The sequence below is a fragment of the Vibrio sp. JZG10 genome, assembly GCF_054064075.1.
In genome coordinates, this window is sequence record NZ_JBSUGE010000030.1 from 1 (window position 1) to 22,923 (window position 22,923).

The 22,923-nt window shown below is 46.7% G+C and carries 25 protein-coding genes; 8 read left to right on the forward strand and 17 right to left on the reverse strand.

What is annotated here, in order from left to right; genetic code table 11:
• Positions 1 to 231 precede the first annotated feature (231 nt).
• The 8 genes from fusA to fkpA form a co-directional block, all read right to left on the reverse strand.
• Entirely contained in the window at positions 232 to 2,331 is a 2,100-nt protein-coding gene (fusA, locus tag ACWYVB_RS22285; RefSeq protein ID WP_005397643.1) for an elongation factor G, read from the reverse strand.
• 75 nt (positions 2,332 to 2,406) lie between these two features.
• Entirely contained in the window at positions 2,407 to 2,877 is a 471-nt protein-coding gene (gene rpsG / locus ACWYVB_RS22290) for a 30S ribosomal protein S7 (protein WP_005382796.1), read from the reverse strand.
• Between the two features lie 101 nt (positions 2,878 to 2,978).
• Positions 2,979 to 3,353: a 30S ribosomal protein S12 gene (gene rpsL / locus ACWYVB_RS22295; protein ID WP_004399892.1), complete on the reverse strand. Its 375-nt coding sequence runs from the start codon at positions 3,351 to 3,353 to the stop codon at positions 2,979 to 2,981.
• Positions 3,354 to 3,530: 177 nt separating this feature from the next.
• Positions 3,531 to 3,806: a sulfurtransferase complex subunit TusB gene (tusB, locus tag ACWYVB_RS22300; protein WP_041852883.1), complete on the reverse strand. Its 276-nt coding sequence runs from the start codon at positions 3,804 to 3,806 to the stop codon at positions 3,531 to 3,533.
• A 7-nt stretch (positions 3,807 to 3,813) separates the two neighbouring features.
• Positions 3,814 to 4,170 carry a sulfurtransferase complex subunit TusC gene (gene tusC, locus ACWYVB_RS22305; RefSeq protein WP_005397648.1) on the reverse strand — a complete coding sequence of 119 codons (357 nt, stop codon included), beginning with the start codon at positions 4,168 to 4,170 and terminating at the stop codon, positions 3,814 to 3,816.
• On the reverse strand, positions 4,167 to 4,562 hold the full coding sequence (gene tusD / locus ACWYVB_RS22310) for a sulfurtransferase complex subunit TusD (protein ID WP_046874531.1): 396 nt from the start codon (positions 4,560 to 4,562) through the stop codon (positions 4,167 to 4,169). Before tusD ends, tusC begins: the two co-directional genes overlap by 4 nt.
• A complete protein-coding gene (locus ACWYVB_RS22315; RefSeq protein WP_031780643.1) occupies positions 4,559 to 5,281 on the reverse strand; it encodes a helix-turn-helix transcriptional regulator in 723 nt (240 codons plus the stop codon). The genes tusD and ACWYVB_RS22315 overlap by 4 nt, the downstream gene beginning before the upstream one ends.
• 143 nt (positions 5,282 to 5,424) lie before the next feature.
• On the reverse strand, positions 5,425 to 6,207 hold the full coding sequence (gene fkpA, locus ACWYVB_RS22320) for an FKBP-type peptidyl-prolyl cis-trans isomerase (protein ID WP_457530205.1): 783 nt from the start codon (positions 6,205 to 6,207) through the stop codon (positions 5,425 to 5,427).
• 128 nt (positions 6,208 to 6,335) lie between these two features.
• On the opposite strand from fkpA, the gene ACWYVB_RS22325 reads away from it, so the two are divergent.
• Together ACWYVB_RS22325 and ACWYVB_RS22330 are read left to right on the forward strand one after the other, a co-directional pair.
• On the forward strand, positions 6,336 to 7,322 hold the full coding sequence (locus ACWYVB_RS22325; RefSeq protein WP_031780644.1) for a WD40 repeat domain-containing protein: 987 nt from the start codon (positions 6,336 to 6,338) through the stop codon (positions 7,320 to 7,322).
• Positions 7,319 to 7,546: a SlyX family protein gene (locus ACWYVB_RS22330; protein WP_005381455.1), complete on the forward strand. Its 228-nt coding sequence runs from the start codon at positions 7,319 to 7,321 to the stop codon at positions 7,544 to 7,546. Before ACWYVB_RS22325 ends, ACWYVB_RS22330 begins: the two co-directional genes overlap by 4 nt.
• 82 nt (positions 7,547 to 7,628) lie before the next feature.
• Here the strand turns inward: ACWYVB_RS22330 and ACWYVB_RS22335 are convergent, their stop codons facing one another.
• The 5 genes from ACWYVB_RS22335 to kefG form a co-directional block, all read right to left on the reverse strand.
• On the reverse strand, positions 7,629 to 8,570 hold the full coding sequence (locus tag ACWYVB_RS22335; RefSeq protein ID WP_457530207.1) for an isoaspartyl peptidase/L-asparaginase family protein: 942 nt from the start codon (positions 8,568 to 8,570) through the stop codon (positions 7,629 to 7,631).
• A 130-nt stretch (positions 8,571 to 8,700) separates the two neighbouring features.
• Positions 8,701 to 9,237: a peptidylprolyl isomerase gene (slyD, locus tag ACWYVB_RS22340; protein WP_005397664.1), complete on the reverse strand. Its 537-nt coding sequence runs from the start codon at positions 9,235 to 9,237 to the stop codon at positions 8,701 to 8,703.
• 92 nt (positions 9,238 to 9,329) lie between these two features.
• On the reverse strand, positions 9,330 to 9,530 hold the full coding sequence (locus tag ACWYVB_RS22345) for a YheV family putative zinc ribbon protein (RefSeq protein ID WP_005381449.1): 201 nt from the start codon (positions 9,528 to 9,530) through the stop codon (positions 9,330 to 9,332).
• 33 nt (positions 9,531 to 9,563) lie between these two features.
• Complete coding sequence (gene kefB / locus ACWYVB_RS22350; RefSeq protein WP_046874533.1) at positions 9,564 to 11,360, reverse strand: glutathione-regulated potassium-efflux system protein KefB; 1,797 nt, start codon at positions 11,358 to 11,360, stop codon at positions 9,564 to 9,566.
• Positions 11,344 to 11,937, reverse strand: a complete 594-nt coding sequence (gene kefG / locus ACWYVB_RS22355) for a glutathione-regulated potassium-efflux system ancillary protein KefG (RefSeq protein WP_046874534.1) — start codon at positions 11,935 to 11,937, stop codon at positions 11,344 to 11,346. Before kefG ends, kefB begins: the two co-directional genes overlap by 17 nt.
• A 209-nt stretch (positions 11,938 to 12,146) precedes the next feature.
• On the opposite strand from kefG, the gene ACWYVB_RS22360 reads away from it, so the two are divergent.
• The 6 genes from ACWYVB_RS22360 to crp all read left to right on the forward strand — a co-directional run bounded on the left by ACWYVB_RS22360 (position 12,147) and on the right by crp (position 17,759).
• The gene (locus ACWYVB_RS22360) at positions 12,147 to 14,066 is read left to right on the forward strand and encodes an ABC transporter ATP-binding protein (RefSeq protein ID WP_031780646.1); all 1,920 of its coding nucleotides are present in this window, start codon (positions 12,147 to 12,149) and stop codon (positions 14,064 to 14,066) included.
• Positions 14,063 to 14,551: a TIGR02444 family protein gene (locus ACWYVB_RS22365; protein ID WP_005397673.1), complete on the forward strand. Its 489-nt coding sequence runs from the start codon at positions 14,063 to 14,065 to the stop codon at positions 14,549 to 14,551. Before ACWYVB_RS22360 ends, ACWYVB_RS22365 begins: the two co-directional genes overlap by 4 nt.
• 87 nt (positions 14,552 to 14,638) lie before the next feature.
• Positions 14,639 to 15,646, forward strand: coding sequence for a hydrolase (locus ACWYVB_RS22370; protein ID WP_046874535.1), 1,008 nt, complete (start codon positions 14,639 to 14,641; stop codon positions 15,644 to 15,646).
• Between the two features lie 33 nt (positions 15,647 to 15,679).
• A complete protein-coding gene (locus ACWYVB_RS22375) occupies positions 15,680 to 15,892 on the forward strand; it encodes a YheU family protein (RefSeq protein ID WP_005397677.1) in 213 nt (70 codons plus the stop codon).
• Between the two features lie 124 nt (positions 15,893 to 16,016).
• Positions 16,017 to 16,886: a phosphoribulokinase gene (locus ACWYVB_RS22380; protein WP_005397679.1), complete on the forward strand. Its 870-nt coding sequence runs from the start codon at positions 16,017 to 16,019 to the stop codon at positions 16,884 to 16,886.
• Between the two features lie 240 nt (positions 16,887 to 17,126).
• Positions 17,127 to 17,759: a cAMP-activated global transcriptional regulator CRP gene (gene crp / locus ACWYVB_RS22385; RefSeq protein ID WP_005381432.1), complete on the forward strand. Its 633-nt coding sequence runs from the start codon at positions 17,127 to 17,129 to the stop codon at positions 17,757 to 17,759.
• Between the two features lie 145 nt (positions 17,760 to 17,904).
• On the opposite strand, the gene ACWYVB_RS22390 is transcribed toward crp, so the two are convergent.
• The 4 genes from ACWYVB_RS22390 to ACWYVB_RS22405 form a co-directional block, all read right to left on the reverse strand.
• Entirely contained in the window at positions 17,905 to 18,696 is a 792-nt protein-coding gene (locus tag ACWYVB_RS22390; protein WP_005397681.1) for a DUF1338 domain-containing protein, read from the reverse strand.
• A gap of 249 nt (positions 18,697 to 18,945) precedes the next feature.
• The gene (gene astD / locus ACWYVB_RS22395; protein WP_457530211.1) at positions 18,946 to 20,403 is read right to left on the reverse strand and encodes a succinylglutamate-semialdehyde dehydrogenase; all 1,458 of its coding nucleotides are present in this window, start codon (positions 20,401 to 20,403) and stop codon (positions 18,946 to 18,948) included.
• Between the two features lie 28 nt (positions 20,404 to 20,431).
• Positions 20,432 to 21,451, reverse strand: a complete 1,020-nt coding sequence (astA, locus tag ACWYVB_RS22400) for an arginine N-succinyltransferase (protein WP_005397686.1) — start codon at positions 21,449 to 21,451, stop codon at positions 20,432 to 20,434.
• Between the two features lie 109 nt (positions 21,452 to 21,560).
• A complete protein-coding gene (locus ACWYVB_RS22405) occupies positions 21,561 to 22,772 on the reverse strand; it encodes an aspartate aminotransferase family protein (RefSeq protein ID WP_005397689.1) in 1,212 nt (403 codons plus the stop codon).
• Positions 22,773 to 22,923: the final 151 nt, after the last annotated feature.

The following is a 22,923-nucleotide window of genomic DNA, read 5'->3' on the forward strand; positions in this document are numbered from 1 at the left end:
TGTTTTACCGTGGTCAACGTGGCCGATAGTACCAACGTTAACGTGCGGTTTCGTACGTTCAAATTTTTCTTTAGACACGATCGTGTTCCTTCCTAGTTATGATTCGTCGTGATCATTATTGATCGACGACGCGCCAGAAATTGTTATTTTATGCGCCAACGCCCGTTAGCGCAATATTTGGACGCCCTGATCTCGCAAAAAGTCGTAAACTTTTTGTAGTTCAATCGTCAATTAGTAACCACGCTCTGCAATAATTTTATCTGCGAAGTTTTTCGGCACTTCAGCGTACTCGTGAAACTCCATAGAGTAAGACGCACGGCCTTGAGTTGCAGAACGTAGATCAGTTGCGTAACCGAACATTTCAGATAGTGGTACTTGAGCACGGATGATCTTAAGACCAGCCACACCTTCGTCCATGCCTTCAATGATACCGCGACGACGGTTTAGGTCACCAACAACGTCACCCATCCAGTCTTCCGGAGTGGTTACTTCGACATTCATCATTGGTTCTAGAATCACAGGTTGTGCTTCTAGTGCACCTTTCTTGAATGCCATCGAGCCAGCGATCTTAAACGCCATCTCGCTTGAGTCTACATCGTGGTAAGAACCATCAAATAGTGTAGCTTTAATATCTAGTACAGGGTAACCCGCTAGAACACCACTATTCATTTGTTCCTCGATACCTTTCGATACCGAACTGATGTATTCCTTAGGAATCACACCACCCACGATTTCGTCTACGAATACGAAACCTTCGCCAGGTTCAGAAGGCTCAAGTTTGACCCACACATGACCGTATTGACCACGACCACCTGACTGACGAACAAACTTACCTTCAACTTCCGCTTTACCACGAATGGTTTCACGGTAAGCAACCTGAGGTTTACCAACGTTACAATCAACGCTGAATTCACGCTTCATACGATCAACGATAATGTCTAGGTGAAGTTCACCCATACCTGAGATCAGAGTCTGACCTGATTCGTCGTCCGTTTCCACGCGGAATGATGGATCTTCCGCAGCCAGTTTACCTAGCGCGATAGCCATTTTCTCTTGGTCTGCCTTAGAACGAGGTTCTACAGCAATCTGAATAACTGGTTCAGGGAACTCCATGCGCTCTAGAATCACTTTGTGGTTCTGATCACACAGTGTGTCACCTGTCGTCACGTCTTTCAGACCGATAGCAGCAGCGATATCACCAGCGCGAACTTCTTTCACTTCTTCACGCTTATTCGCATGCATCTGAACGATACGACCGAAACGCTCTTTCTTCTCTTTTACAGAGTTGTAAACAGCGTCGCCGGAGTTTACAACACCAGAGTAAACACGCATGAACGTTAGCGTACCCACGAATGGGTCAGTCGCGATCTTAAATGCTAGCGCAGAGAATGGTTCGTTGTCGTCAGCGTGACGCTCAACTTCATTTTCTCTTTCGTCAACACCTTTAATTGCAGGTACGTCAACTGGCGATGGCAAGAACTCGATCACAGCATCTAGTACCGCTTGAACACCTTTGTTCTTAAACGCACTACCACAAGTGGCCAGTACGATTTCGTTGTTTAGTGTACGAGTACGTAGAGCTTGTTTGAGCTCAGCTTCAGTCAATTCACCTTCTTCAAGGTACTTGTCCATCAGCTCTTCGCTAGCTTCAGCAGCGGATTCAACCATGTGGTTGCGCCACTCTTCAGCAAGTTCGATCATGTCAGCTGGGATGTCTTCGTAAGTAAACGAAGTGCCTTGATCGGCTTCATTCCAGTTGATCATCTTCATCTTGATAAGGTCGATGACACCTCTGAACTCATCTTCTGCACCAACGTTCAGTTGGATTGGAACAGGATTCGCACCAAGACGATTTTTAATTTGGTCCACAACGCGTAGGAAGTCTGCGCCCGCACGGTCCATCTTGTTTACAAATACCAAACGTGGAACGTGGTATTTGTCTGCTTGACGCCATACAGTTTCAGACTGAGGTTCAACACCAGATGAGCCACAGAACACAACCACAGCACCATCAAGTACACGAAGAGAACGCTCTACTTCGATAGTAAAGTCAACGTGTCCAGGGGTATCAATGATGTTTACGCGATGCTCAGGGAACTGTGCTTCCATACCACGCCAGAATGTAGTAGTCGCAGCGGATGTGATAGTGATACCACGTTCCTGCTCCTGCTCCATCCAGTCCATGGTTGCTGCACCATCGTGAACTTCGCCGATTTTGTGAGAAAGGCCAGTGTAGAACAGAATACGCTCAGTTGTGGTTGTTTTTCCTGCATCTACGTGAGCACAGATACCGATATTACGGTAGCGCTCAATAGGAGTTTTACGAGCCACGATTGTATCCTCTTACTAAGGTGTACCTTAGAGTATAGAAAAGTGCTGCGAGAGAACCTCGCAGCACAGAAGGTATTACCAGCGGTAATGAGCGAACGCTTTGTTTGCGTCAGCCATGCGGTGAACGTCTTCACGTTTCTTAACCGCAGTACCTTTGTTCTCAGACGCGTCTAGCATTTCAGCTGCTAGGCGTTGAGCCATAGATTTTTCACCACGCTTGCGCGCAGCTTCAACCAACCAACGCATAGCAAGTGCGTTACGGCGAACCGGACGTACTTCTACAGGTACTTGGTAAGTTGAACCACCAACACGGCGAGATTTAACCTCTACCGCAGGGCGTACGTTTTCAAGAGCTTCTTCAAAAATAGCTAAGTGGTCTTTACCAGACTTTTCAGCCATAGCATCTAGTGCAGTGTAAACGATTTTCTCTGCAGTAGATTTTTTACCGTCAACCATTAGGATGTTAACGAATTTTGCCAGCAATTCAGATTTGAATTTTGGATCTGGAAGGATCTTACGCTGACCAATGACGCGACGACGTGGCATGGATTTATCTCCGTTGTCTTCTTCAGGTTTTATCCAAAACTTTTCAGTTTTTTCAAAAAATTAAAAATAATTTAGTGTTTGGCCTTACTTAACGGAATCCATTAAGACTTAGGACGCTTCACACCGTACTTAGAACGACCTTGTTTACGGTCGTTAACGCCAGCACAGTCAAGTGCACCGCGAACAGTGTGGTAACGTACACCCGGAAGGTCTTTTACACGACCGCCACGGATTAGTACAACACTGTGCTCTTGAAGGTTGTGACCTTCACCGCCGATGTACGATGTAACTTCGAAGCCGTTTGTCAGACGTACACGACAAACTTTACGAAGTGCTGAGTTAGGTTTTTTAGGTGTAGTAGTGTAAACACGAGTACATACACCACGTTTTTGTGGGCACGCTTCTAGTGCAGGCACGTTGCTTTTAACAACTTGCTTTGCACGAGGCTTACGTACCAACTGGTTAATAGTTGCCATTAACTAGCTCCTGATTTACTTGAAAGTAAGCTTTGTGAAAAATCTATCCCCAACTACCATTGCAGTTAGGGACGCAAAATTCTATGCAGCAGTGAGAGGTGTGTCAAGAAATATACGGATCTTTTTTGTTCAATTAGGACAATTCATCCGTAAAGCTTTAGCGACAGTAAATCACGTTCAATCCCAAGTAAGCGATTTATCCTGTTTAACTGTGAGCTCAACGAAGCCTGAGTAATTCACGATCGTCAGTGATGGACTGATACGATTCGCAATACCGCGAGCGTGAATATCGCTCTCTAGCACAAATACACTGCGGTTTTTTAGGTGGGAGAACGCTTTATGCTGCGAATTAGCAGCGTACACGGCATCTTCTATAAGTAAGATGTCATCCTGTGCACTGCATAAGGGCATGGCGTCTTCTAGAGCGGAGACCGTTTTTATAATATGTAGCATAACTTCCTCAGAACGACAGTAGCTTGCCAGCGTGTTGCAACTTATCTTTGAGCTGCTCTGAGCTTAGCGCTTGAGCTTCAATGACTAAATCCGCTTGAGCCAAACCTCGCTGAGCTAATGACTCTGAGCACACAAAGACTTGTTCGATATCGTATAAATCGAAAAGCTTCAGCATCGGCGCATAATCTTTGCTCAAGATCTTACTCGGTTCTTGCCCTAGTAGAAGCTGGTAAACCCCATCTCCCATGAAAATGACGCTGATATCTTCACAGTAAGCCGACGCGGCTAACAGTGCATCCACACCTTCACGACCAGCCGCACTGCCATGCGGTGCGCTACGAAATAGATAAGTTAGCTGACTCAAAACTGTACCACTCTGTCTTGGGTTAACATCGCTTCGGCTAAGCTACCTAAGCCGGCTTGCTCGAAACCTTCCGCTAGATTGCTCTGGACCAAACCATGTTGATTCGCTTCTTCTTCACTTACGATCCCGCGACGCAAAGCCGCAGCAACACAAGTTTCTAGACGAACACCATGCTCTTTTGCCAAAGATTGCCATGCCTTATTGAGATCAAATTCGTCGTTGGCAGGCACACTCAAAGCAGTACCATTGGTCACGCCCTCTTGATAAAAGAAAACGCTCACTAACTGATGGCCTTGCTCAATCACCGCCTTGGCGAACTGATAAGCACTGCGTGCTGACTGGCTACCGTAAACAGGACCGTTCACCACCAACGTGTAAGTCAGTTTACTCACTTTTCATCGTCCTCGGTTTTACGTTGACGAATGTATAAGTAGACGGTGTGCTTTGAAATGTTAAGACGATCTGCAACGCGGTTGATGGCATCTTTAATATCGAAGATGCCTTTGTCGTATAATTCCATCACGATTTGGCGATTCTTGGTGTTGTTCGATACGGATTTATCCGCATTGATCTCTTCGATGGTGCGTTCAACAGTTTGGTCCACCAGCTCTTCTACGTCACTAGCAAAGTTAACCGAGGAAGCCGCTTCTTTTGCTTCTTGCGTTGGCATGAAAGATTGAAGGACTTGCGAGAAGGGTGCGTCCAAGTTGACGTTGATACACAACAAACCAATCACGCGATTTTCACCATTACGAATAGCAACAGTGATCGACTTCATCAACACGCCACCTTTTGCACGGGTAAAGTACGAACGTGAGAAGTTGCGCTCCGAGCCTTCGATGTCTTTTAGCATTTTAAGCGCTAAATCAGTGATCGGTGAGCCGACTTGGCGACCCGTGTTTTCACCGTTAGCGATTTTAATTGCAGAGGTATTTAAGTCTTCTAGCGAGTGAAGAACGATTTCACAAAAGGGACCTATCAGGCTGGCGATACCATCAACGACCGCCTCATAAGATCTTAAAATGATTTTGTCGTGCTCGGTAAACGGCATCACGTTAACGGATTCCATTTCGAGCAACATCTCCGCGTTTATTGTTTCTGTAGTTGTCATAAGCCTTCGAGCGAAAAATCAACAAATTGGTGTAAGTTTATCAGAAAATTTGAAAATCAACCTAGCAAACTCACCAACTAGTGACCTAGAACAAAAAAGGCCCGTTAAACGGACCTTTTTCAATAACTTATCGCTGCTTATTGTTATTGCTCTGCGTTGCCGTTCTCGACTTTTAGCAGCTCAACTTCAAATACTAGCGTTGAGTTAGCAGGAATGCTTGGTGTGTCTTGATCACCGTATGCTAGCTCTGGCGGGATAACGAATTTGAATTTAGAACCCACAGGCATTAGCTGAACACCTTCTGTCCAACCTGGGATTACACGGTTAAGTGGGAATGTTGCAGGTTCACCACGATCGTAAGAGCTATCAAATTGCGTACCATCGATTAGCGTACCTTTGTAGTGTACTTGAACCGTATCAGTGTCTTTTGGCTTCTCGCCTTCAGCTGGAGTAATAACTTGGTATAGAAGACCTGTATCTGTCTTCACTACGCCTTCTTGCTTCTCGAACTCAGCACGGAAATCATCGCCAGCTTTTTTTGCTTCAGCTGCTTTCTCAGCTGCTTGTGCTTGCATCTTTTCAGCAACACGCTTGTCTAGAGATTCTAGTGCTGCACGTGTTTCTTCTTCATTCAATTCAGCATTGCCTTTGAAGACGTCTTCGATACCTTTTAGTACCAAGTCTTTGTTAAGATTAATGCCGATTTCGCTTGGCTTGTCGATGCTTGTGCTTAGGTAGTTAGCAAATGAAACACCGATTGCGTATGCCGCTTTATCGTCGTCGGTTTTAAAGTGAACCGCTTTACCGGTTTCTGCTTGAACTTGTTCTGCTTGAGGTGCGGCTTCTGTTTTAGTTTCTTCTTTCTGACAACCTACCGCTAGCATAACTGTTGCAGCAAGTAGCGACACTTTTAAAACTGATTTCATTAAATTCTCCCAATAATGGCTTTGCCATTGGTTGTTGTGCACAAATCTTCTATGAGACTAGTGAAGACAATCGTTATACCAATATACTAGCTATATGTCTTAAGACACAAACCGGATTATTAGATGTGATGCAAAGAATTTCTCATTTATTCCTATATTTAATTGTCATCACCACGTTAAATGGTTGCTTTTTCGCCGAGCGTGAAGTGCAGCGTTGGCCGATAGAGCCTCAGGGTGCGACGAGCTTCGCACTTAGCAGAGATGGACGATTTGCTCTGCTCTATTCTCAGCAACACCATTTGATGTTGTGGGACCTAGAGCAAAATGAACAACTAGCCAACCTGGGTGAGCTCGATGCCGATGCCAACGTGGTATCCCATATTCGTATCTCAGACAATGGTCGCTATGCAGTCACAGCAAGCCAAATGAACTTCGCAGTTTGGGACTTAGGTTGGACGCAATCCGAAGGCCTTTGGTCTATTTCTGATGCGCTCATTCGCGACGTTGATATCACCAGTAACGGTGAGCAAGTTCTGCTCGGGTTATCCAACGGTAAAGCAATTTACGTCAACTTAGTCACCGGACGTCGCTTGGAGTTCCTTGCGCATCGTGAAAAAGTCAATTCCGTCGCCATTTCTCCTAATGGCCGCTTCGCACTGACTGGTGGTAATGACTACAAAGCGTATTTGTGGGACACCGAAACCGGACAAGTGCTGCGGACCTTCGAACATGAACAACGGGTTGTTCGTGTTGCCCTGCAACGAGATGGCAAGTTAGCAATGACATCCGATGGCGGAAACCAAGCGGTAATTTGGGATTTAAAAACTGGACAAGAAGTCACACAGTTGAGCAGTTGGTCGCGCCAATTGATCTTTTCTACTGCGCGATTTTCTGACGACGGAACTCAGTTAGTGACAGGAACGCCTTCTGGCCGCGTTTCAATATGGGATACTCAAACCGGAAAACGGATTGGCGGATTTGAAGTTGAGCCAAAAAAAGACACTCGCCCTCCCCGTGCGGTCGTGTATGATGCAGCCTTTGATTCAAAACAACGCGTAATTACTGCTACTTCAGCAGGTATTGCCCAAGCTTGGCAGTTAGAGAACGGATCATGACAGAAAAAATCATTCAGCAATTGGAAGCACGCATTAATGACTTAGAATGTCAGCTTGCGTTCCAAGAACAGACTATTGAAGATCTGAACGGCGCCTTATCGCAGCAGCAACTGCAAATTACCAAGATGCTCGATCAGATGAAATATGTGGTAGGTAAAGTAAAAAATATGGACTCGTCGAATTTAGCCGATCCGTCAGAAGAAACCCCACCACCGCATTATTAAAATGCAGGCTCAAACAGCATAAAGCCCAGAACGTGTTCTGGGCTTTGTTGTATTGATTACTTAAGAGGCACTCAAGAGGAAGCTATTCGTCAGCGTAGATTTTGACGCTCAACTCGCCTTGAGTGTTGATGCCAGCTCGGTACATACCAGAGCTGTTCATCGCAAAGTGCAGCTCACCTTGCGCGTCAATTGCGATTAAACCGCCTTCGCCGCCCATCTCTTTCAGTTCCCCCTGAATAATATGCTCACAAGCAGTATGAACATCTTCTTGTAAATAACGCATCCGCGCGGCGACGTCTTCTGCGACACGTTTACGGATAAAAAACTCACCGACACCCGTAGTCGAAACCGCGACGACGCCATTTTCGGCCACCGTGCCGCAGCCTATCAAAGCCGAATCCCCAACTCGATTGTATTGCTTATTCGTTACGCCACCCGTGCTGGTTGCAGCTGCTAAGTTACCTTGTTGGTCCAACGCTACGGCTCCGACGGTGCCATGTTTACGATCATCTGGGTAGCGAGATTCCGACAAAGCAAACAGCCCTTTCTCACGCATAGACAGCAACTGCTCATAACGGCGATCAGTAAAGAAGTAATCCTGTTCGGTATACTCATGGCCTTGTTCAAAAGCAAACTTCTCTGCGCCCTCACCCACCAACAACACGTGATTGCTGTTTCGCATTACGTCACGAGCGAGCTCAATTGGATTCTTGATATGACGAACACCAGCGACCGCGCCTGCGGCTTGGTTTCGACCATCCATGACAGAGGAATCCATTTCTACCATTTCGTTGTTGGTCAGCACCGAGCCTTTACCCGCATTAAAGTTAGGCGAGTCTTCCAATACTTTTACTGCAGCAACAACCGCATCCAAAGCGTCGCCGCCTTTCTCTAGAATTTGATAGCCAGCTTTTACCGACGCTTCCAAATCAGCCAAGATCGATTGCTGAAGTTCATTGCTCATCTGTTCACGTAAAATGGTGCCTGCGCCACCATGAATCGCAATCGAGAAAGGTTTTGTCATCGCTTTTTCCATGAGTTGTTCTTTTCTTCTATGCACTACACCTTAGATAAACAAAAAGCGCAAGTTGAAACCTCAACTTGCGCTTTTCAAAGCTTTACTAGATAAGATTATCTAGTGAAGGAGCTTGTGATTAGTGAGAACCACAGCTACCGCCACCACAGCAGCCTTCATCATCGTGATCATGGTCATGACCACAACCACCAGCTTGATGGATATGACCGTGTTCGATCTCTTCTGCTGTTGCTTCACGTGTAGACATAACTTCTACTTCGAAAGTTAGTGTTTGACCAGCTAGCATATGGTTACCGTCAACAACCACCTCGTTGCCATCAACTTCTGTTACTTCTACAGGGATTGGACCTTGGTCAGTGTCAGCCAGGAAGCGCATGCCCACTTCGATTTGGTCAACGCCTTGGAATACGTCCGCAGGAACGCGTTGTACTAGCGCATCGTTGTGCTCGCCGTAAGCTTCTTCAGGAGCTACCGTTACTGAGAACTTGTCGCCAGCCACTTTACCTTCAAGCTCTTTTTCAAGACCAGTGATTAGGTTGTTGTGACCGTGAAGGTAATCTAGAGGCGCTTCTGCTGTTGATTGATCAACAACGACACCGTCTTCCATCATTACTTTGTATGCAAGGCTTGCAACAACGTTCTTTTCAATTTTCATACTAACTCCAGGGAGATTAATTGACTTAACCTGAATGGGGTTAAGTACTGAGATATCTGGGTGTATTATGGGGATCAATTATCGAAGTTCAATTATTCCGGCTTAAAAATTCCGATCATTTCCTGATCTGAGTGTTTATTTTTCTCTACAGATTGCGGTTTACGCTGCTCAGTAAACTCACACTCGACACACTCAACTAACTCGATATTATTTTCAATCCACCAGCGCAGGGTATCTTGCTGGCTGCAATTTGGGCAGCTAGCGCCGGCAATAAAACGTTTCTTGATTTTCACGCTATTTCCTTAGCTTGAGTCTTGGCTCAAGTACTACTTCCAATGATTAGGTGACTGATGGTCGCTCTCCATCTCACGACCAAAAATTTCTTCTAGCTCTTTGCGTGCCTCTTTCGCTCTCTGAGCCAATTTCTTATCTTCATTGTGCTGAGGCAATAAGTCCTTAAGCATAGCATTATCTAACTTACGAAAATGTGCTTCTGCCCGCTTTGCTTGATATGGGTGCATACCAAGTTCTACGAGCGCTTGGCGACCGAGATCCAATGCCCCTAAAAATGTTTCACGAGAGTAATTCTCGACACCGTGGCTCATTAACTGATACGCCTCGACACGGCTTCTTGCTCGGGCTAGCAACTTAAGTTTCGGGAAGTGCACGCGGCAGATATCAACGATGGCCATCACCTCATCAGGTGAATCGGTACAAATGACCAATGCTTCTGCTTTATCTGCGCCAGCAGCCCGCAAAAGATCAATTTGGGTAGCATCGCCATAAAACACTTTGTAACCATACTTGCGCAGTAGGTGGATTTGGCTGGCATCACTTTCTAATACCGTCACTTTGATTTTATTGGCATACATTAAACGTCCGACGATCTGACCGAAACGTCCAAAGCCTGCAATGATCACACGCGGCCGACGATCCACTACTTTCGTGGTCATGCCCTCTTCTTCTTGATTCAGGGTATGAGCAAACCATTTTTTTTGTCCCATCAGCAAAAGTGGTGTCGTCACCATGGATAAACTGACCACCACCAACAAAAACGCCACTTGCTCTTTGGATAAAATGCCCTCTTGGCTCGCTGCGGTAAATATGACAAAGGCAAACTCACCACCTTGGCTTAAAATCGCGGCCATACGGCTTCTCGCTTTGGCTCCGACACGGGCAGCTCTCGCCAATGCATACAAAACCAAGCCCTTAACCACCACCAAAGCCACCACCGCGCCTAGAATCTCTAAAGGGTGTAATGCCAATAACCCCAAATTTACCGCCATGCCAACCGCGATGAAGAACAACCCCAACAACAAACCTTTAAACGGCTCGATAGCGATTTCCAATTCATGTCGATATTCACTCTCAGCCAGCAGAACGCCGGCTAAGAAAGTCCCTAGAGCCATAGAAAGCCCGAGCTTTTGCATCACGACAGAAATCCCAAGCACGACCAATAGTGCGGCGACGGTAAAGAGCTCACGAACGCCGCTCATCACAACAAAACGAAATAGTGGACGCAATAAGAAATGGCCACCAATCAACAGGGCCACCACACTGCCTAATACCGTGAAGACATCCAACCAACTACCGCCACTCTGCCCGCCAGCAAGCAAGGGCAACATTGCCAACATTGGGATCACGGCAATATCTTGAAAGAGCAATACTGCAAAACCAGACTGACCCGTTTCGGTGCCATTGAGCCCTTGCTCTTCAATCACTTTTAGAGCAATTGCCGTTGAGGACAGCGCCAACCCCATCCCAATCACCAAACTCACTTGCATGCTTACGCCGAACATACTGACGACACTGCCTAGCACGGCGGTCGTAACCACCACCTGCGCGCCACCTAAACCTAGAATCGGTCCTCGCATTTGCCACAGTTTTTTAGGATTTAGCTCAAGGCCGATCAAGAACAGTAACAACACGACCCCAAGTTCAGCAAAGTGCAAAATAGCATCAACATCACTGATTAAGCCAAGACCCCAAGGGCCAATCAACACACCGGCAAGTAAATAACCTAAAACCGAGCCAAGTCCGAGACGCTGAGCAATCGGTACCGCAATAACCGCGGCCGAGAGAAAGACTACACTACTTTGAAGAAACTCACTGGTTATCGCCATACTGACCTCCTTGGTCTGTTGCTTCCCAGTTTTCAAGTGGATTGTTCAACCACCGACGATACAGTTCGGCGTGCTCATACCGCTCAATATCCGAGACATTACGCGACCAATACAACACCAAAGGTTCAATCCAGTGCATTTGACACAAGGCGGCCGTCAGTTCAAACGGTTGTAAGATTTGCTCTAATGGATATTTGTTGTACCCCTTCGCGCTAAAGGCCTCTTCTTTCCCCCCCGTTGTAATCACACTGCGCCAGTATTTTCCCTCTAGTGCCGAACCTCCGCCAAAAGCAAAACCTTTGCCCAGCACTCGGTCCAACCACTCTTTTAACAGGGCTGGGCATGAATACATATAAAGCGGGTGATGAAACACGATCACATCATGCGTGAGCAACAACTCATGTTCATAATTCACATCAATAAAGAAGTCAGGGTAAACACCGTAAAGATCGTGCACAGTGACGTGATCAAGCGACTGAGCTTTTTTAATCATCACTTGATTAGCAATCGAGTTATGTGGCTCTGGATGAGCATAAATGACCAGAACTCTTGGGAGAATAGACGGTGCAACAGCCAAATGGTCGTCCTTGTGGTTATTTTTATCCGTTATCAAATTGTTATACTTTTTTGTACAGCATAATGCAATTAAAGCGAATCAATCGACTTTTCCGGCCAATACCCCTACTATTCACCGCTAGATATATACCCAAGTGGCTTTAAAAACGATTGAAACCACTTCGCTATGTAACCAAGCAACGCGCACTGCGCAAAGTGAATGAAAACTTTATGATTACCTTCTCTGATATTCAGTTACTGCGTGGCGGTAAACCTCTTTTAGACCAAGCTTCAGCGACTATCCATCCTGGCGATAAAGTCGGTCTTGTGGGCAAAAACGGCTGCGGTAAATCAACGCTATTTGCATTGCTGAAAGATGAACTCTCGATTGATGCGGGCTCATTTAGCCAACCTCAACATTGGGAACTGGCCTGGGTCGCACAGGAAACGCCAGCGCTAGAGCGCACTGCACTGGAATACGTCATTGATGGTGATCGCGAGTACCGAGCGCTCGAAAAGCAGTTGGCTGAAGCGGAAGCACAAGACAACGGCACCTTGGTTGCCGAGATCCACGGTAAAATTGAAACCATCGGCGGCTATAGCATTCGCGCTCGCGCGGCAGAATTGCTCGACGGTTTAGGTTTCAGCCAAGAGCAAATGAGTTGGAGTTTGACTCAATTCTCAGGTGGTTGGCGTATGCGCCTTAACTTAGCCCAGGCGCTATTGTGCCGTTCTGACTTATTGCTACTCGATGAGCCAACCAACCACTTGGACTTAGACGCGGTGATGTGGCTTGAACGTTGGCTACAAAACTACCCAGGCACACTGATCCTGATCTCGCACGACCGTGACTTCCTTGACCCAATTGTTGGCCGTATTATTCACATCGAAAACCAACAATTGAACGAATACACGGGTAACTATTCGTCGTTCGAAAACCAACGAGCGCAAAAAATGGTGCTGCAGCAAGCGATGTTCGAGAAGCAACAGAAACAGATGTCGCACATGCAAAGCTACATCGACCGTTTCCGTTATAAAGCCTCGAAAGCACGCCAGGCTCAAAGCCGTATTAAAGCTTTGGAGCGCATGGAAAAAGTGTTACCCGCTCAATTCGATAACCCATTTAGCTTCCAATTCCGTGAGCCCGCTGCGCTGCCAAACCCAATCATGATGATGGATGAAGTATCGGCAGGCTACGGTGACAACCTGATCTTAGAGAAGATCCGCTTGAACTTGGTTCCTGGCAGTCGCATTGGTCTACTCGGCCGTAATGGCGCGGGTAAATCGACCTTGATCAAATTGCTCTCTGGCGAGCTTAACGCGCAAGGTGGCGATCTGACTTACTCACAAGGCGTAAAAATAGGTTACTTTGCCCAGCATCAATTAGAAACGCTGCACCCAGAAGAAACGCCGCTGCAACACATGATGCAGATCGCGCCGGATCAAACCGAACAACAGCTACGTGATTACCTAGGCAGCTTTGGCTTCCAAGGCGACAAAGCACTGGAGAAAGTCGCACCGTTTTCGGGTGGTGAAAAAGCCCGTTTAGTGCTGGCCTTAATTGTGTGGCAAAAGCCAAACCTGTTGCTACTTGATGAACCAACCAACCACTTGGATTTGGACATGCGTCAGGCATTGACGATGGCACTGCAAACGTTCGAAGGGGCCATGGTGATTGTTTCGCACGACCGTTACCTATTGCGTGCTACAACCGATGACTTGTACTTGGTGCACGATCGTCAAGTTGCGCCGTTCGATGGTGACTTAAACGACTACTACAAGTGGTTAACCGAGCAACAAAGAGCGGAACGCAAAGAAGCACAAGCTGCACAGCCAGCCAAAGATAGCGCCAACAGCGCGGCAGCGAAAAAAGAGCAGAAACGTCGCGATGCAGAATTTCGTAAGCAGACGGCGCCAATTCGCAAAACGCTGACACAATTAGAAAATAAAATGGATAAGTTAGGTGCTGCACTGGCCGAAGCTGAAGAACAATTGGCAGATAACTCACTGTATGAAGCCGAAAATAAAGCTAAACTTAACCAAGTGCTGGCTCTTCAAGCTTCTAGTAAGGCAGAGCTCGAAGAAATTGAAATGGAATGGATGTCTGCTCAGGAAGAACTGGAGCAGATGGAGCTAGAGTTTAATCAATGAGTAATCAACACGCTGAATACACACTCACCCTAGAACACCTTTGGCAGTTCAGTCTGCAGTTTTATGGTGTGCGAGAAGTGAAAGAAGCGTGTTTATCATTGCAGAACAATTATCACGGCAACGTGAACCTACTCCTGCTGCTCAGATGGCTCGATGAGCAGCAACTCATTTTCCAAGAAAAAGACTGGCCTCTGGTACAAAGCTGTCTGGGCCGAAGCGAAACCTTACTGCACTCTTTTCGCGACTTACGTCGCCATCTTAAGTCTCAAGTCAATGACGCTTTATATCGTGAAACCTTGCAGTTTGAGCTGCAACTAGAAAAGCAGCAACAAGCGGATTTGGTGAACTGCATTAACTCGCTCACGCTGGTCAAAAATGATGGCGCCCCACTCACGCTGAGATACTGTCGTCAACTTGGTGGTGAGCATTTGCAACAGGCCTTTGCTATTCCGGTGCCAAACATTCACCCACCAAAACGCCCATAAATCTGTAGAATACCTATAATCTTTATAAAGGATTATATTAATAAGTTCTTCAACTGACACCGAAGAACCGCATAAGAGCAGTTAGGTATGACACAATTTTTCGCAGCCGCCGGGATCAAAAACCCGCATCTTCAAACGCTTTTACCGCGCTTTATTCGCAAAAAAGCGTTGTTTACGCCGATTTGGCAAACCCTCGATACATCCGATGGCGATTTTCTCGATCTCGCATGGAGCGAGGACCCAACCCAAGAACCTGCGCAAAAAAAGCCGATTTTTGTTTTATTTCATGGACTAGAAGGCTGCTTCTATAGCCCTTACGCCAATGGCCTAATGAATGCATTTGCTCAATCCGGATGGCTGTCGGTGATGATGCATTTCCGCGGTTGTAGCGGTAAGCCAAACAAGAAAGCTCGCGCCTATCATTCTGGTGAAGTGACTGACGCTCGCCACTTCTTAGAGCACCTTGAGCAACGCTTTCCTGATAACCCCAAAGTTGCGGTTGGTATTTCTCTTGGCGGTAACATGTTGGCGAATTATTTAGCCCAATACAAAGACCACCCCATTTTGAACGCGGCGACCATTATCTCAGCGCCTTTGGACCTAGCAGCGTGTGCGAACCGTATTGAACAAGGCTTTTCGAAAGTATATCGCCGTTACCTACTCTCTTCGCTCAAACGCAACGCATTGCAAAAACATCACTTGTTGCATGGCGAGCTCGCTTTGTCCTACAACTCAATAAAACGTGTCACACGATTGTATGAATTCGATGATTTGATCACGGCACCACTGCACGGTTTTAAAGACGCACAAGATTATTACGATCAATGTTCTGGCTTAAGTAAATTACAACAGATCACGCTACCGACACTGATCATTCACGCCAAAGACGATCCATTCATGACCGACGATGTGATCCCGAAATTTGTTCTGCCAGATAATATTGATTACCGTCTCTTTGAGCACGGTGGGCATGTTGGTTTCCTTACAGGTTCAGCGCTCAAGCCGAAATTTTGGTTGGAAGAAGCGCTGCCAGCGTATTACGAAAGTATTGCCGCAGATTACCTTTCTGCTGTATCCAAGCAGCGAAAGCAGTAAACTAGCCGCTCATCATAAAAGTTCGAGGTATTTATGATCATTCCATGGCAAGACATTGCGCCAGAAACATTGGAAAACTTAATTCGTGAATTCGTCTTACGTGAAGGCACGGATTACGGAACCGTCGAGGTTTCTTTGCAAGACAAAGTGGATCAAGTAAAAACTCAATTAGAAAAAGGCGAAGCGGTTATCGTGTTCTCTGAACTGCACGAAACCGTCGATATTCAGGTAAAAACAAAATTTTAGAACCTTCACATTTTACCGTACCCCACTCAATGACAAGGCATTGTTACGTGCTATAGTGGGTTATCGACCGTGCAGTAGCAGCCTACTGCACATTACAGGTAAGTAATTTTCGACAAGGTTTGTCATGTCAGCTAAACACCCAATTATTGCGGTTACTGGTTCATCTGGTGCCGGCACGACCACTACATCTGAAGCCTTCCGTAAGATGTTCAATATGATGAACGTTAAACCCGCATGGGTTGAAGGCGACAGCTTCCATCGCTTTACTCGCCCTGAAATGGATATAGAAATCCGTAAAGCGCGCGAGCAAGGTCGACACATTAGCTACTTTGGCCCTCAAGCTAATGACTTTCCAGGATTGGAAGAGTTTTTCCGTAAATATGGTCACGATGGCGCAGGCAGCGTACGTCGCTACCTACACACCTTTGACGAGGCCGTACCTTATAATCAAATGCCTGGTACCTTCACACCATGGCAGGACTTACCGGAGAACAGTGACGTTCTCTTCTATGAAGGCTTGCACGGCGGTGTTGTGGATGGCGATGTTAATGTCGCGCAACATGTGGATTTCTTGATTGGTATGGTACCAATCGTAAACTTAGAGTGGATCCAAAAGTTTGTGCGTGATACTCGTGACCGCGGTCATTCACGAGAAGCAGTAATGGATTCTATCGTGCGCTCGATGGACGATTATCTTAACTACATCACACCACAATTTTCTCGCACTCATATTAACTTTCAGCGCGTCCCAACGGTCGATACCTCTAACCCACTTAACGCGAAAGGTATCCCAAGCCTGGATGAGAGCTTTGTCGTTATTCGCTTGCGTGGGATAAAGAAAGTCGACTTCCCATATCTCCTGGCTATGATTGATGGCTCATTCATGTCACGCCACAACACGATTGTCGTACCAGGCGGTAAGATGAGCTTTGCAATGGAGCTCATAGTTCGGCCTATCCTACAACAGCTCATCGAAACAGGGAAAATTGGCTAAAAACCTGCCTGCGAAGATGTTTACTTTTCATACCGTGATCATGTGCACAGTTTTGCTTACAAAATCTCAATCATGGCACGATTAAAATCAAGAAATCGTTTTCGAAAAAGGATACTATTTCTTACCGAAACACAAGAGAGCTTGCAGCATATAAAAAGTGCTCTTATTCTAGTAGGCCTAATTCAGGCTTAGCTAAAATATGGATAGCGCAAGCGTACCCTGCAGAGGAAGTGAGATATTATGGTTCTAGGTAAACCTCAAACCGACCCAACATTAGAGTGGTTTCTTTCACACTGTCATATTCATAAGTACCCTTCAAAGAGCACGCTAATTCACGCGGGCGAAAAGGCAGAAACTTTGTACTACATCGTTAAAGGTTCTGTTGCGGTTCTTATCAAAGACGAAGAAGGTAAGGAGATGATCCTTTCTTACCTAAACCAAGGAGACTTTATTGGTGAACTTGGTCTATTCGAGGAAGACCAAGAGCGCACAGCTTGGGTTCGTGCTAAATCTCCTTGTGAAGTTGCTGAAATTTCTTTCAAGAAATTCCGTCAGCTTATCCAAGTAAACCCAGACATCCTAATGCGCCTTTCTGCGCAGATGGCTCGTCGTCTTCAAGTAACTAGCCAAAAAGTGGGTGACCTGGCGTTCCTAGACGTAACTGGTCGTATCGCTCAGACGCTTCTGAACCTTGCAAAACAACCAGACGCAATGACTCACCCAGACGGCATGCAAATCAAGATCACTCGTCAAGAAATCGGTCAAATCGTTGGCTGTTCTCGTGAGACAGTAGGTCGTATCTTGAAAATGTTAGAAGAGCAGAACTTAATCTCTGCGCACGGTAAAACTATCGTGGTTTACGGTACTCGTTAATCTCAAACCAGAGTGACGCGAACAAAATTATAAAAGCCACCAATGGCGACATTGGTGGCTTTTTATTTGTCTTGTAACCACATTGAGCTCAGAGCAACAAAAGACTAATGAGCAAGTTGATTAGCCGAAAGGTTAACCCTAAAAGTTAACCATTCGTACTTTCAAAGATTTTGTCCGCTGAAGCCGCCACAAAACCTGGGTACAGCTCACCGTTTTCCATCGGGTAGCGCTTAGCAAACTCGTAAAAGCCACCAGGGATAATTTCAGTGCCTTCGCTAAAGCGAACCGCCACTTTATCCGCCATGGTCGATGATTGTTCTAGCAGCACCTCAGGAGTGCCCTTCACTTCCCCGCCGTTTTCATTAATGGTAAATCCGGCCGTACGTAAGTGATCGTTTACTTGCTTCACTTCTTCGTATTCATTGAGCTGGTTAACGCTCACCGTGAAGTGGTTTGCGCCGTAACCATGCGCAGCCAACCATGATGCATACTCACTTTCTTTAGCCAACGTTTGGTAGTCAGCAAAGCTTAAATCCCACAAGCGTCCACCATGTAAGAATGCGCTATCGTTCAGCTTGCCTGCATCGACTTGTGCCACCAGCTTTTTCACAATCTCTTGCAGCTCAGGTGAACACTCCTCAACTTTTAGCTCACTAATAAAGACTTTAGGTTGCTTCGGATCAGGGTGCTCATAGTGTTTAGCAACCAACTTTTTACTTTCGAAAACGTAGTCACCACATGCCTGGTAGCCAATGGCTACAAATGGTTTAGCTAAGGTTTCGATACCAAGAGGCGCAATATTGAAGGTACGTAAAGCTATATGATCATTAATCAGAGGCTCATCTTCTTGAAGCAGCTGATGTACTTTCGCAGCAGAAGGGCAAAGACGTTGAATGTAATCTTGCCATAGCGATTCAAATAACACATCGGGCGTCATAACGACTCCTTGTTACGAGATGTAGAGTTAAAAGGTAAGCGGAAGTTGACTGCTCGTTCACAACGAAAAGTTGTCCAGAATAATGAACGAGCAGCCATCAACCTGTGACGGTAAATGCCAGTCAGTCAACACGCTTTTCCGAGTCTTTGCTCACTTTCCGTGTTCTGCCAACGATCACTACAACCCATACCTAAATGATTCGCCGGCAAGGTGAGCCGCAATACATGGTTGCGACTCTGTTATTAAAACTTATAGCGCCACACCTGGGCTTAATGTTGCAGGCAAGATAGTCTCTTGACCTTCCATTGATGCCATCGGGTACGCACAGTAGTCTGCTGCGTAATAAGCGCTTGGACGTAGGTTACCTGACGCACCAGGGCCACCAAATGGCGCATCACCACTTGCACCTGTGAGCTGGCGGTTACGGTTCACGATCCCTGCACGAATATGGTCAACGAAGTATTCCCATTCTTGGTCGTCAGTTGAAACTAAACCAGCAGAGAGACCAAAGCGCGTGTCGTTCGCCAGTTCTACGGCTTTTTCTAGCCCTTCGTAACGCACCACTTGCAGAAGTGGACCGAAGTACTCTTCATCTGGTAGCTCAGCAATGTCCGTTACATCAATAATGCCCGGAGAAACAAACGCCGCCTCTCCTGCTTTAGCTTCAATCAAGCTTTCACCACCAAGTGATTGAAGGTTCGCTTGTGCATCGAGAATGAACTTGGCTGCGGCAACGGAGATTTGCGGCCCCATAAATGGCGCAGGCTCTGCAAATGGTTGGTCTACGCGAATATTCTTCGTCGCTTCAACCAGTTTCGTGATGAGCGCATCACCTTTCTCACCCAATGGCACGTACAAACGACGAGCACACGTACAACGTTGACCAGCACTGATAAACGCTGACTGGATGATGGTGTACACCGTGGCATCCAAATCACCATATTTATCAGAGATCACCATCGGGTTATTACCACCCATTTCTAGTGCTAACATCTTGTCTGGTTGACCCGCAAATTGACGGTGCAATACATGCCCCGTGTTCGCGCTGCCCGTGAACAGTACGCCATCAATGCCTTTCGCATCAGCAAGCGCAATACCGGTTTCTTTCGCACCTTGGACAAGGTTGATCACGCCTTTCGGCAGACCTGCTTCTTCCCAAAGTTTCATAGCTAGCTCGCCAGTCCAAGGCGTTTGCTCGGATGGCTTGAACACAACGGTGTTACCCGCTAGTAACGCAGGCACAATGTGACCATTTGGTAGGTGACCAGGGAAGTTATATGGCCCAAATACCGCCATCACGCCCAGTGGGCGATGACGCAACACAATTTGATTGCCCGCCGCTTCACGGCTCGCTTCACCGGTGCGGTCATGGTAAGCACGAATAGAGATTGCAATTTTACCTGCCATTGCCGCTGCTTCAGTGCGCGTTTCCCAAATTGGCTTACCAGTTTCTTTGGCAATGACTTCGGCGATTTTTTCGCTGTTCTCTTTTACTTTCTCAGCAAAAGCCAACACGATCGCTTCACGCTCTGCAAATGGGCGTTTTTTCCAGTCAATAAACGCTTCACGCGCTGCAGATACCGCTTGATTCACCTGCTCTGCCGTTGCACCGTTGCCTTGCCAGATCACTTCTTGGTTGTAAGGTGACAGAGACGTAAATGCTTCACCCTGACCTTGTACCCATTCACCTGCAATCCAATGTGTCATTGTTTCTATCCTTAAATTCTGTCGTCTGTTACTGCGGAAGAAGGCGAACAAAATCCCCTTCCTCAACCAAAAGTGCATCCGCAACGTCTGGTGCGATCATGACGCTTTGTGTTTCAGCGTCATACGCCGCTTTGGTGACTGCTGCGCGGAAGTTTTCGAACGATGAGTTGCACATCAAGAAGTCTTGCGTACTGCTATGTTGTGCAATTTTCACTTGCGCACGGAACGAGTGACGTACCGATTCAATATTGCGTAAGTCACATTCAACGGTTGGACCCGCATCGAAAATATCCACGTAACCACGGTTAGTGAAGCCTTCACGCTCAAGCAGCTTTAATGCTGGGCGAGTATTGTCATGCACTTGGCCAATGACAGCTTGCGCTTCTGGACTCAACAGGTTGATGTAAATAGGCAGCTTCGGCATTAAGTCAGCAATAAAGCCTTTCTTGCCGATACCTGTCAGGTAATCCGCAAGCGTGAAATCGATGGAGAAGAAATGCTCTTGTAACCATTGCCAGAACGGCGAGTTGCCTGCGTCGTCTGAAACACCACGCATCTCCGCAAAGATCGTTTCAGAGAAACGCTCTGGGTGCTCAGCCATCATGAGGAAACGACACTTCGACATGAGACGACCATTCAGACCTTGGCGGAATTTCTCACGCAAGAACAAGGTACAAATTTCGCTGTTACCCGTGTAGTTGTTACCAAAAGTAAGCAGTTTGACGACATTATTGACGCCAAGCTTTGGTGACGAGTGCACCACTTTACTAATGTGATACGAGTAAAATGGGACATCCCAGCCGATAGATGCTTCGATTCCGGTGGTACCCGCAACCTCACCCGTTTCAGAGTCAAAGCCGACCATCAGGTAGCCTTCATCACCTGGTTCTGCCACATCTGGCTTACCAAAGCTGTACTCTGAGTGTTTGATTCGATTGGTTAACAGTTCTTCGTTAACCGGTAGAGATGTAAATCCGTGACCAGACTCCACCGCACAAGTGTGCAGCGCGTCATAATCCGACATCGCGATAGGGCGAACTACTAGCATCAATACTCCCTCCAGATGCAAGAAGATCCTAACTATATTGTAGGAACAATTCCCCCATCAGAGATCCTTGACGGGGGTGTCTGCGTTGACGTTGAAACTGATATCGCGCTTAAACTAAAGTCGCGATCGCTTTATCCAGTTTCGCCAAGCCTTCTTCAATTTCTTGTTGTGTGATAACGAGTGATGGTGTGAAACGTACGACATTGGCACCCGCAACCAATACCATTAGACCTTGTTTGCCTGCAGCGACGAGAACATCACGTGCGCGGCCTTGCCATTCTTCATTCAGTGCAGCGCCAAGCAATAGGCCTTGACCGCGCACTTCTGAGAAGATGTTGTACTTCGCGTTGATCTTCTCTAGACCTTCGCGGAACATCGCTTCGCGTTCTAGCACACCAGCCAACACTTCAGGCTTAGTAACTTCGTTCACAACTGCTTCTGCTACAGCACACGCGAGTGGGTTACCGCCGTATGTTGAACCGTGCGTACCGACTTTCATGTGCTCTGCTAATTTTGCAGTAGTCAACATTGCACCGATTGGGAAACCGCCACCAAGTGATTTCGCGGTGCTTAGAATATCAGGTGTAATACCTAAACCTTGGTAAGCGTAGAAGTTACCTGTACGACCATTACCGGTTTGCACTTCATCGAAGATCAGTAGCGCGTTGTGTTTGTCACACAGCTCACGTACTGCTTGAGCAAACTCAGGCGTTGGTGGCACGATACCGCCTTCACCTTGTAGCGGCTCCATCATCACCGCACATGTGCGATCAGACATGTGTGCCTGTAGTGCTTCGATATCATTGTAAGGTAAGTGGGTAACGTCACCAGGCTTAGGACCAAAACCGTCAGAGTAAGCCGCTTGACCACCAACCGTTACGGTAAAGAACGTACGACCGTGGAAACCTTGTTTGAATGCGATGATTTCTGATTTCTCAGCACCATGTACGTCAGCAGCGTAACGACGTGCCAGCTTAAGTGCCGCTTCGTTCGCTTCTGCGCCAGAGTTAGCAAAGAATACTCGCTCAGCAAAGCTCACTTCTGTTAGCTTTTTCGCCAGACGAAGTGCTGGTTCGTTCGTCATCACGTTACTTAAGTGCCAAAGCTTGTTAGCTTGCTCTGTTAATGCGTTTACCATTACTGGATGACAATGGCCAAGACAGCTCACTGCAATACCACCAGCAAAGTCGATATATTCATTACCTTCCTGATCCCAAACACGTGAACCTTCACCTTTAACAGGGATCATTTCCATCGGGTTATAGCAAGGTACCATTACCTCATCGAATAAACCGCGCTCTACTTTAATTTCCGTTGTCATTGCACATTCCTTCTTGATACCGCATGCGTAGCAGATAAGCGAATTTAACCGGCTCTCTTTGCCAGCAAATAATGTTTTGCATTTAAGCTATTGCGGCATTGTATTTACATTTAATTAACCATTTCAATAGTGATTTATTCTTTTTGTTCTC

Excerpts from the sequence above, each read along its gene's own strand:
- ACWYVB_RS22390 (WP_005397681.1), bottom strand. The coding sequence starts at position 18,696 with ATGACGCCCGATGTGTTATTTGAATCGCTATGGCAAGATTACATTCAA.
- crp (WP_005381432.1), top strand. The coding sequence starts at position 17,127 with ATGGTTCTAGGTAAACCTCAAACCGACCCAACATTAGAGTGGTTTCTT.
- tusB (WP_041852883.1), bottom strand. The coding sequence starts at position 3,806 with ATGCTACATATTATAAAAACGGTCTCCGCTCTAGAAGACGCCATGCCC.
- astD (WP_457530211.1), bottom strand. The coding sequence starts at position 20,403 with ATGACACATTGGATTGCAGGTGAATGGGTACAAGGTCAGGGTGAAGCA.
- ACWYVB_RS22325 (WP_031780644.1), top strand. The coding sequence starts at position 6,336 with ATGCAAAGAATTTCTCATTTATTCCTATATTTAATTGTCATCACCACG.
- astA (WP_005397686.1), bottom strand. The coding sequence starts at position 21,451 with ATGCTAGTAGTTCGCCCTATCGCGATGTCGGATTATGACGCGCTGCAC.
- rpsG (WP_005382796.1), bottom strand. The coding sequence starts at position 2,877 with ATGCCACGTCGTCGCGTCATTGGTCAGCGTAAGATCCTTCCAGATCCA.
- ACWYVB_RS22335 (WP_457530207.1), bottom strand. The coding sequence starts at position 8,570 with ATGACAAAACCTTTCTCGATTGCGATTCATGGTGGCGCAGGCACCATT.
- ACWYVB_RS22405 (WP_005397689.1), bottom strand. The coding sequence starts at position 22,772 with ATGACAACGGAAATTAAAGTAGAGCGCGGTTTATTCGATGAGGTAATG.
- ACWYVB_RS22375 (WP_005397677.1), top strand. The coding sequence starts at position 15,680 with ATGATCATTCCATGGCAAGACATTGCGCCAGAAACATTGGAAAACTTA.
- ACWYVB_RS22360 (WP_031780646.1), top strand. The coding sequence starts at position 12,147 with ATGATTACCTTCTCTGATATTCAGTTACTGCGTGGCGGTAAACCTCTT.
- ACWYVB_RS22315 (WP_031780643.1), bottom strand. The coding sequence starts at position 5,281 with ATGACAACTACAGAAACAATAAACGCGGAGATGTTGCTCGAAATGGAA.
- slyD (WP_005397664.1), bottom strand. The coding sequence starts at position 9,237 with ATGAAAATTGAAAAGAACGTTGTTGCAAGCCTTGCATACAAAGTAATG.
- ACWYVB_RS22365 (WP_005397673.1), top strand. The coding sequence starts at position 14,063 with ATGAGTAATCAACACGCTGAATACACACTCACCCTAGAACACCTTTGG.
- ACWYVB_RS22380 (WP_005397679.1), top strand. The coding sequence starts at position 16,017 with ATGTCAGCTAAACACCCAATTATTGCGGTTACTGGTTCATCTGGTGCC.
- ACWYVB_RS22370 (WP_046874535.1), top strand. The coding sequence starts at position 14,639 with ATGACACAATTTTTCGCAGCCGCCGGGATCAAAAACCCGCATCTTCAA.
- rpsL (WP_004399892.1), bottom strand. The coding sequence starts at position 3,353 with ATGGCAACTATTAACCAGTTGGTACGTAAGCCTCGTGCAAAGCAAGTT.
- kefB (WP_046874533.1), bottom strand. The coding sequence starts at position 11,360 with ATGGCGATAACCAGTGAGTTTCTTCAAAGTAGTGTAGTCTTTCTCTCG.
- ACWYVB_RS22330 (WP_005381455.1), top strand. The coding sequence starts at position 7,319 with ATGACAGAAAAAATCATTCAGCAATTGGAAGCACGCATTAATGACTTA.
- fkpA (WP_457530205.1), bottom strand. The coding sequence starts at position 6,207 with ATGAAATCAGTTTTAAAAGTGTCGCTACTTGCTGCAACAGTTATGCTA.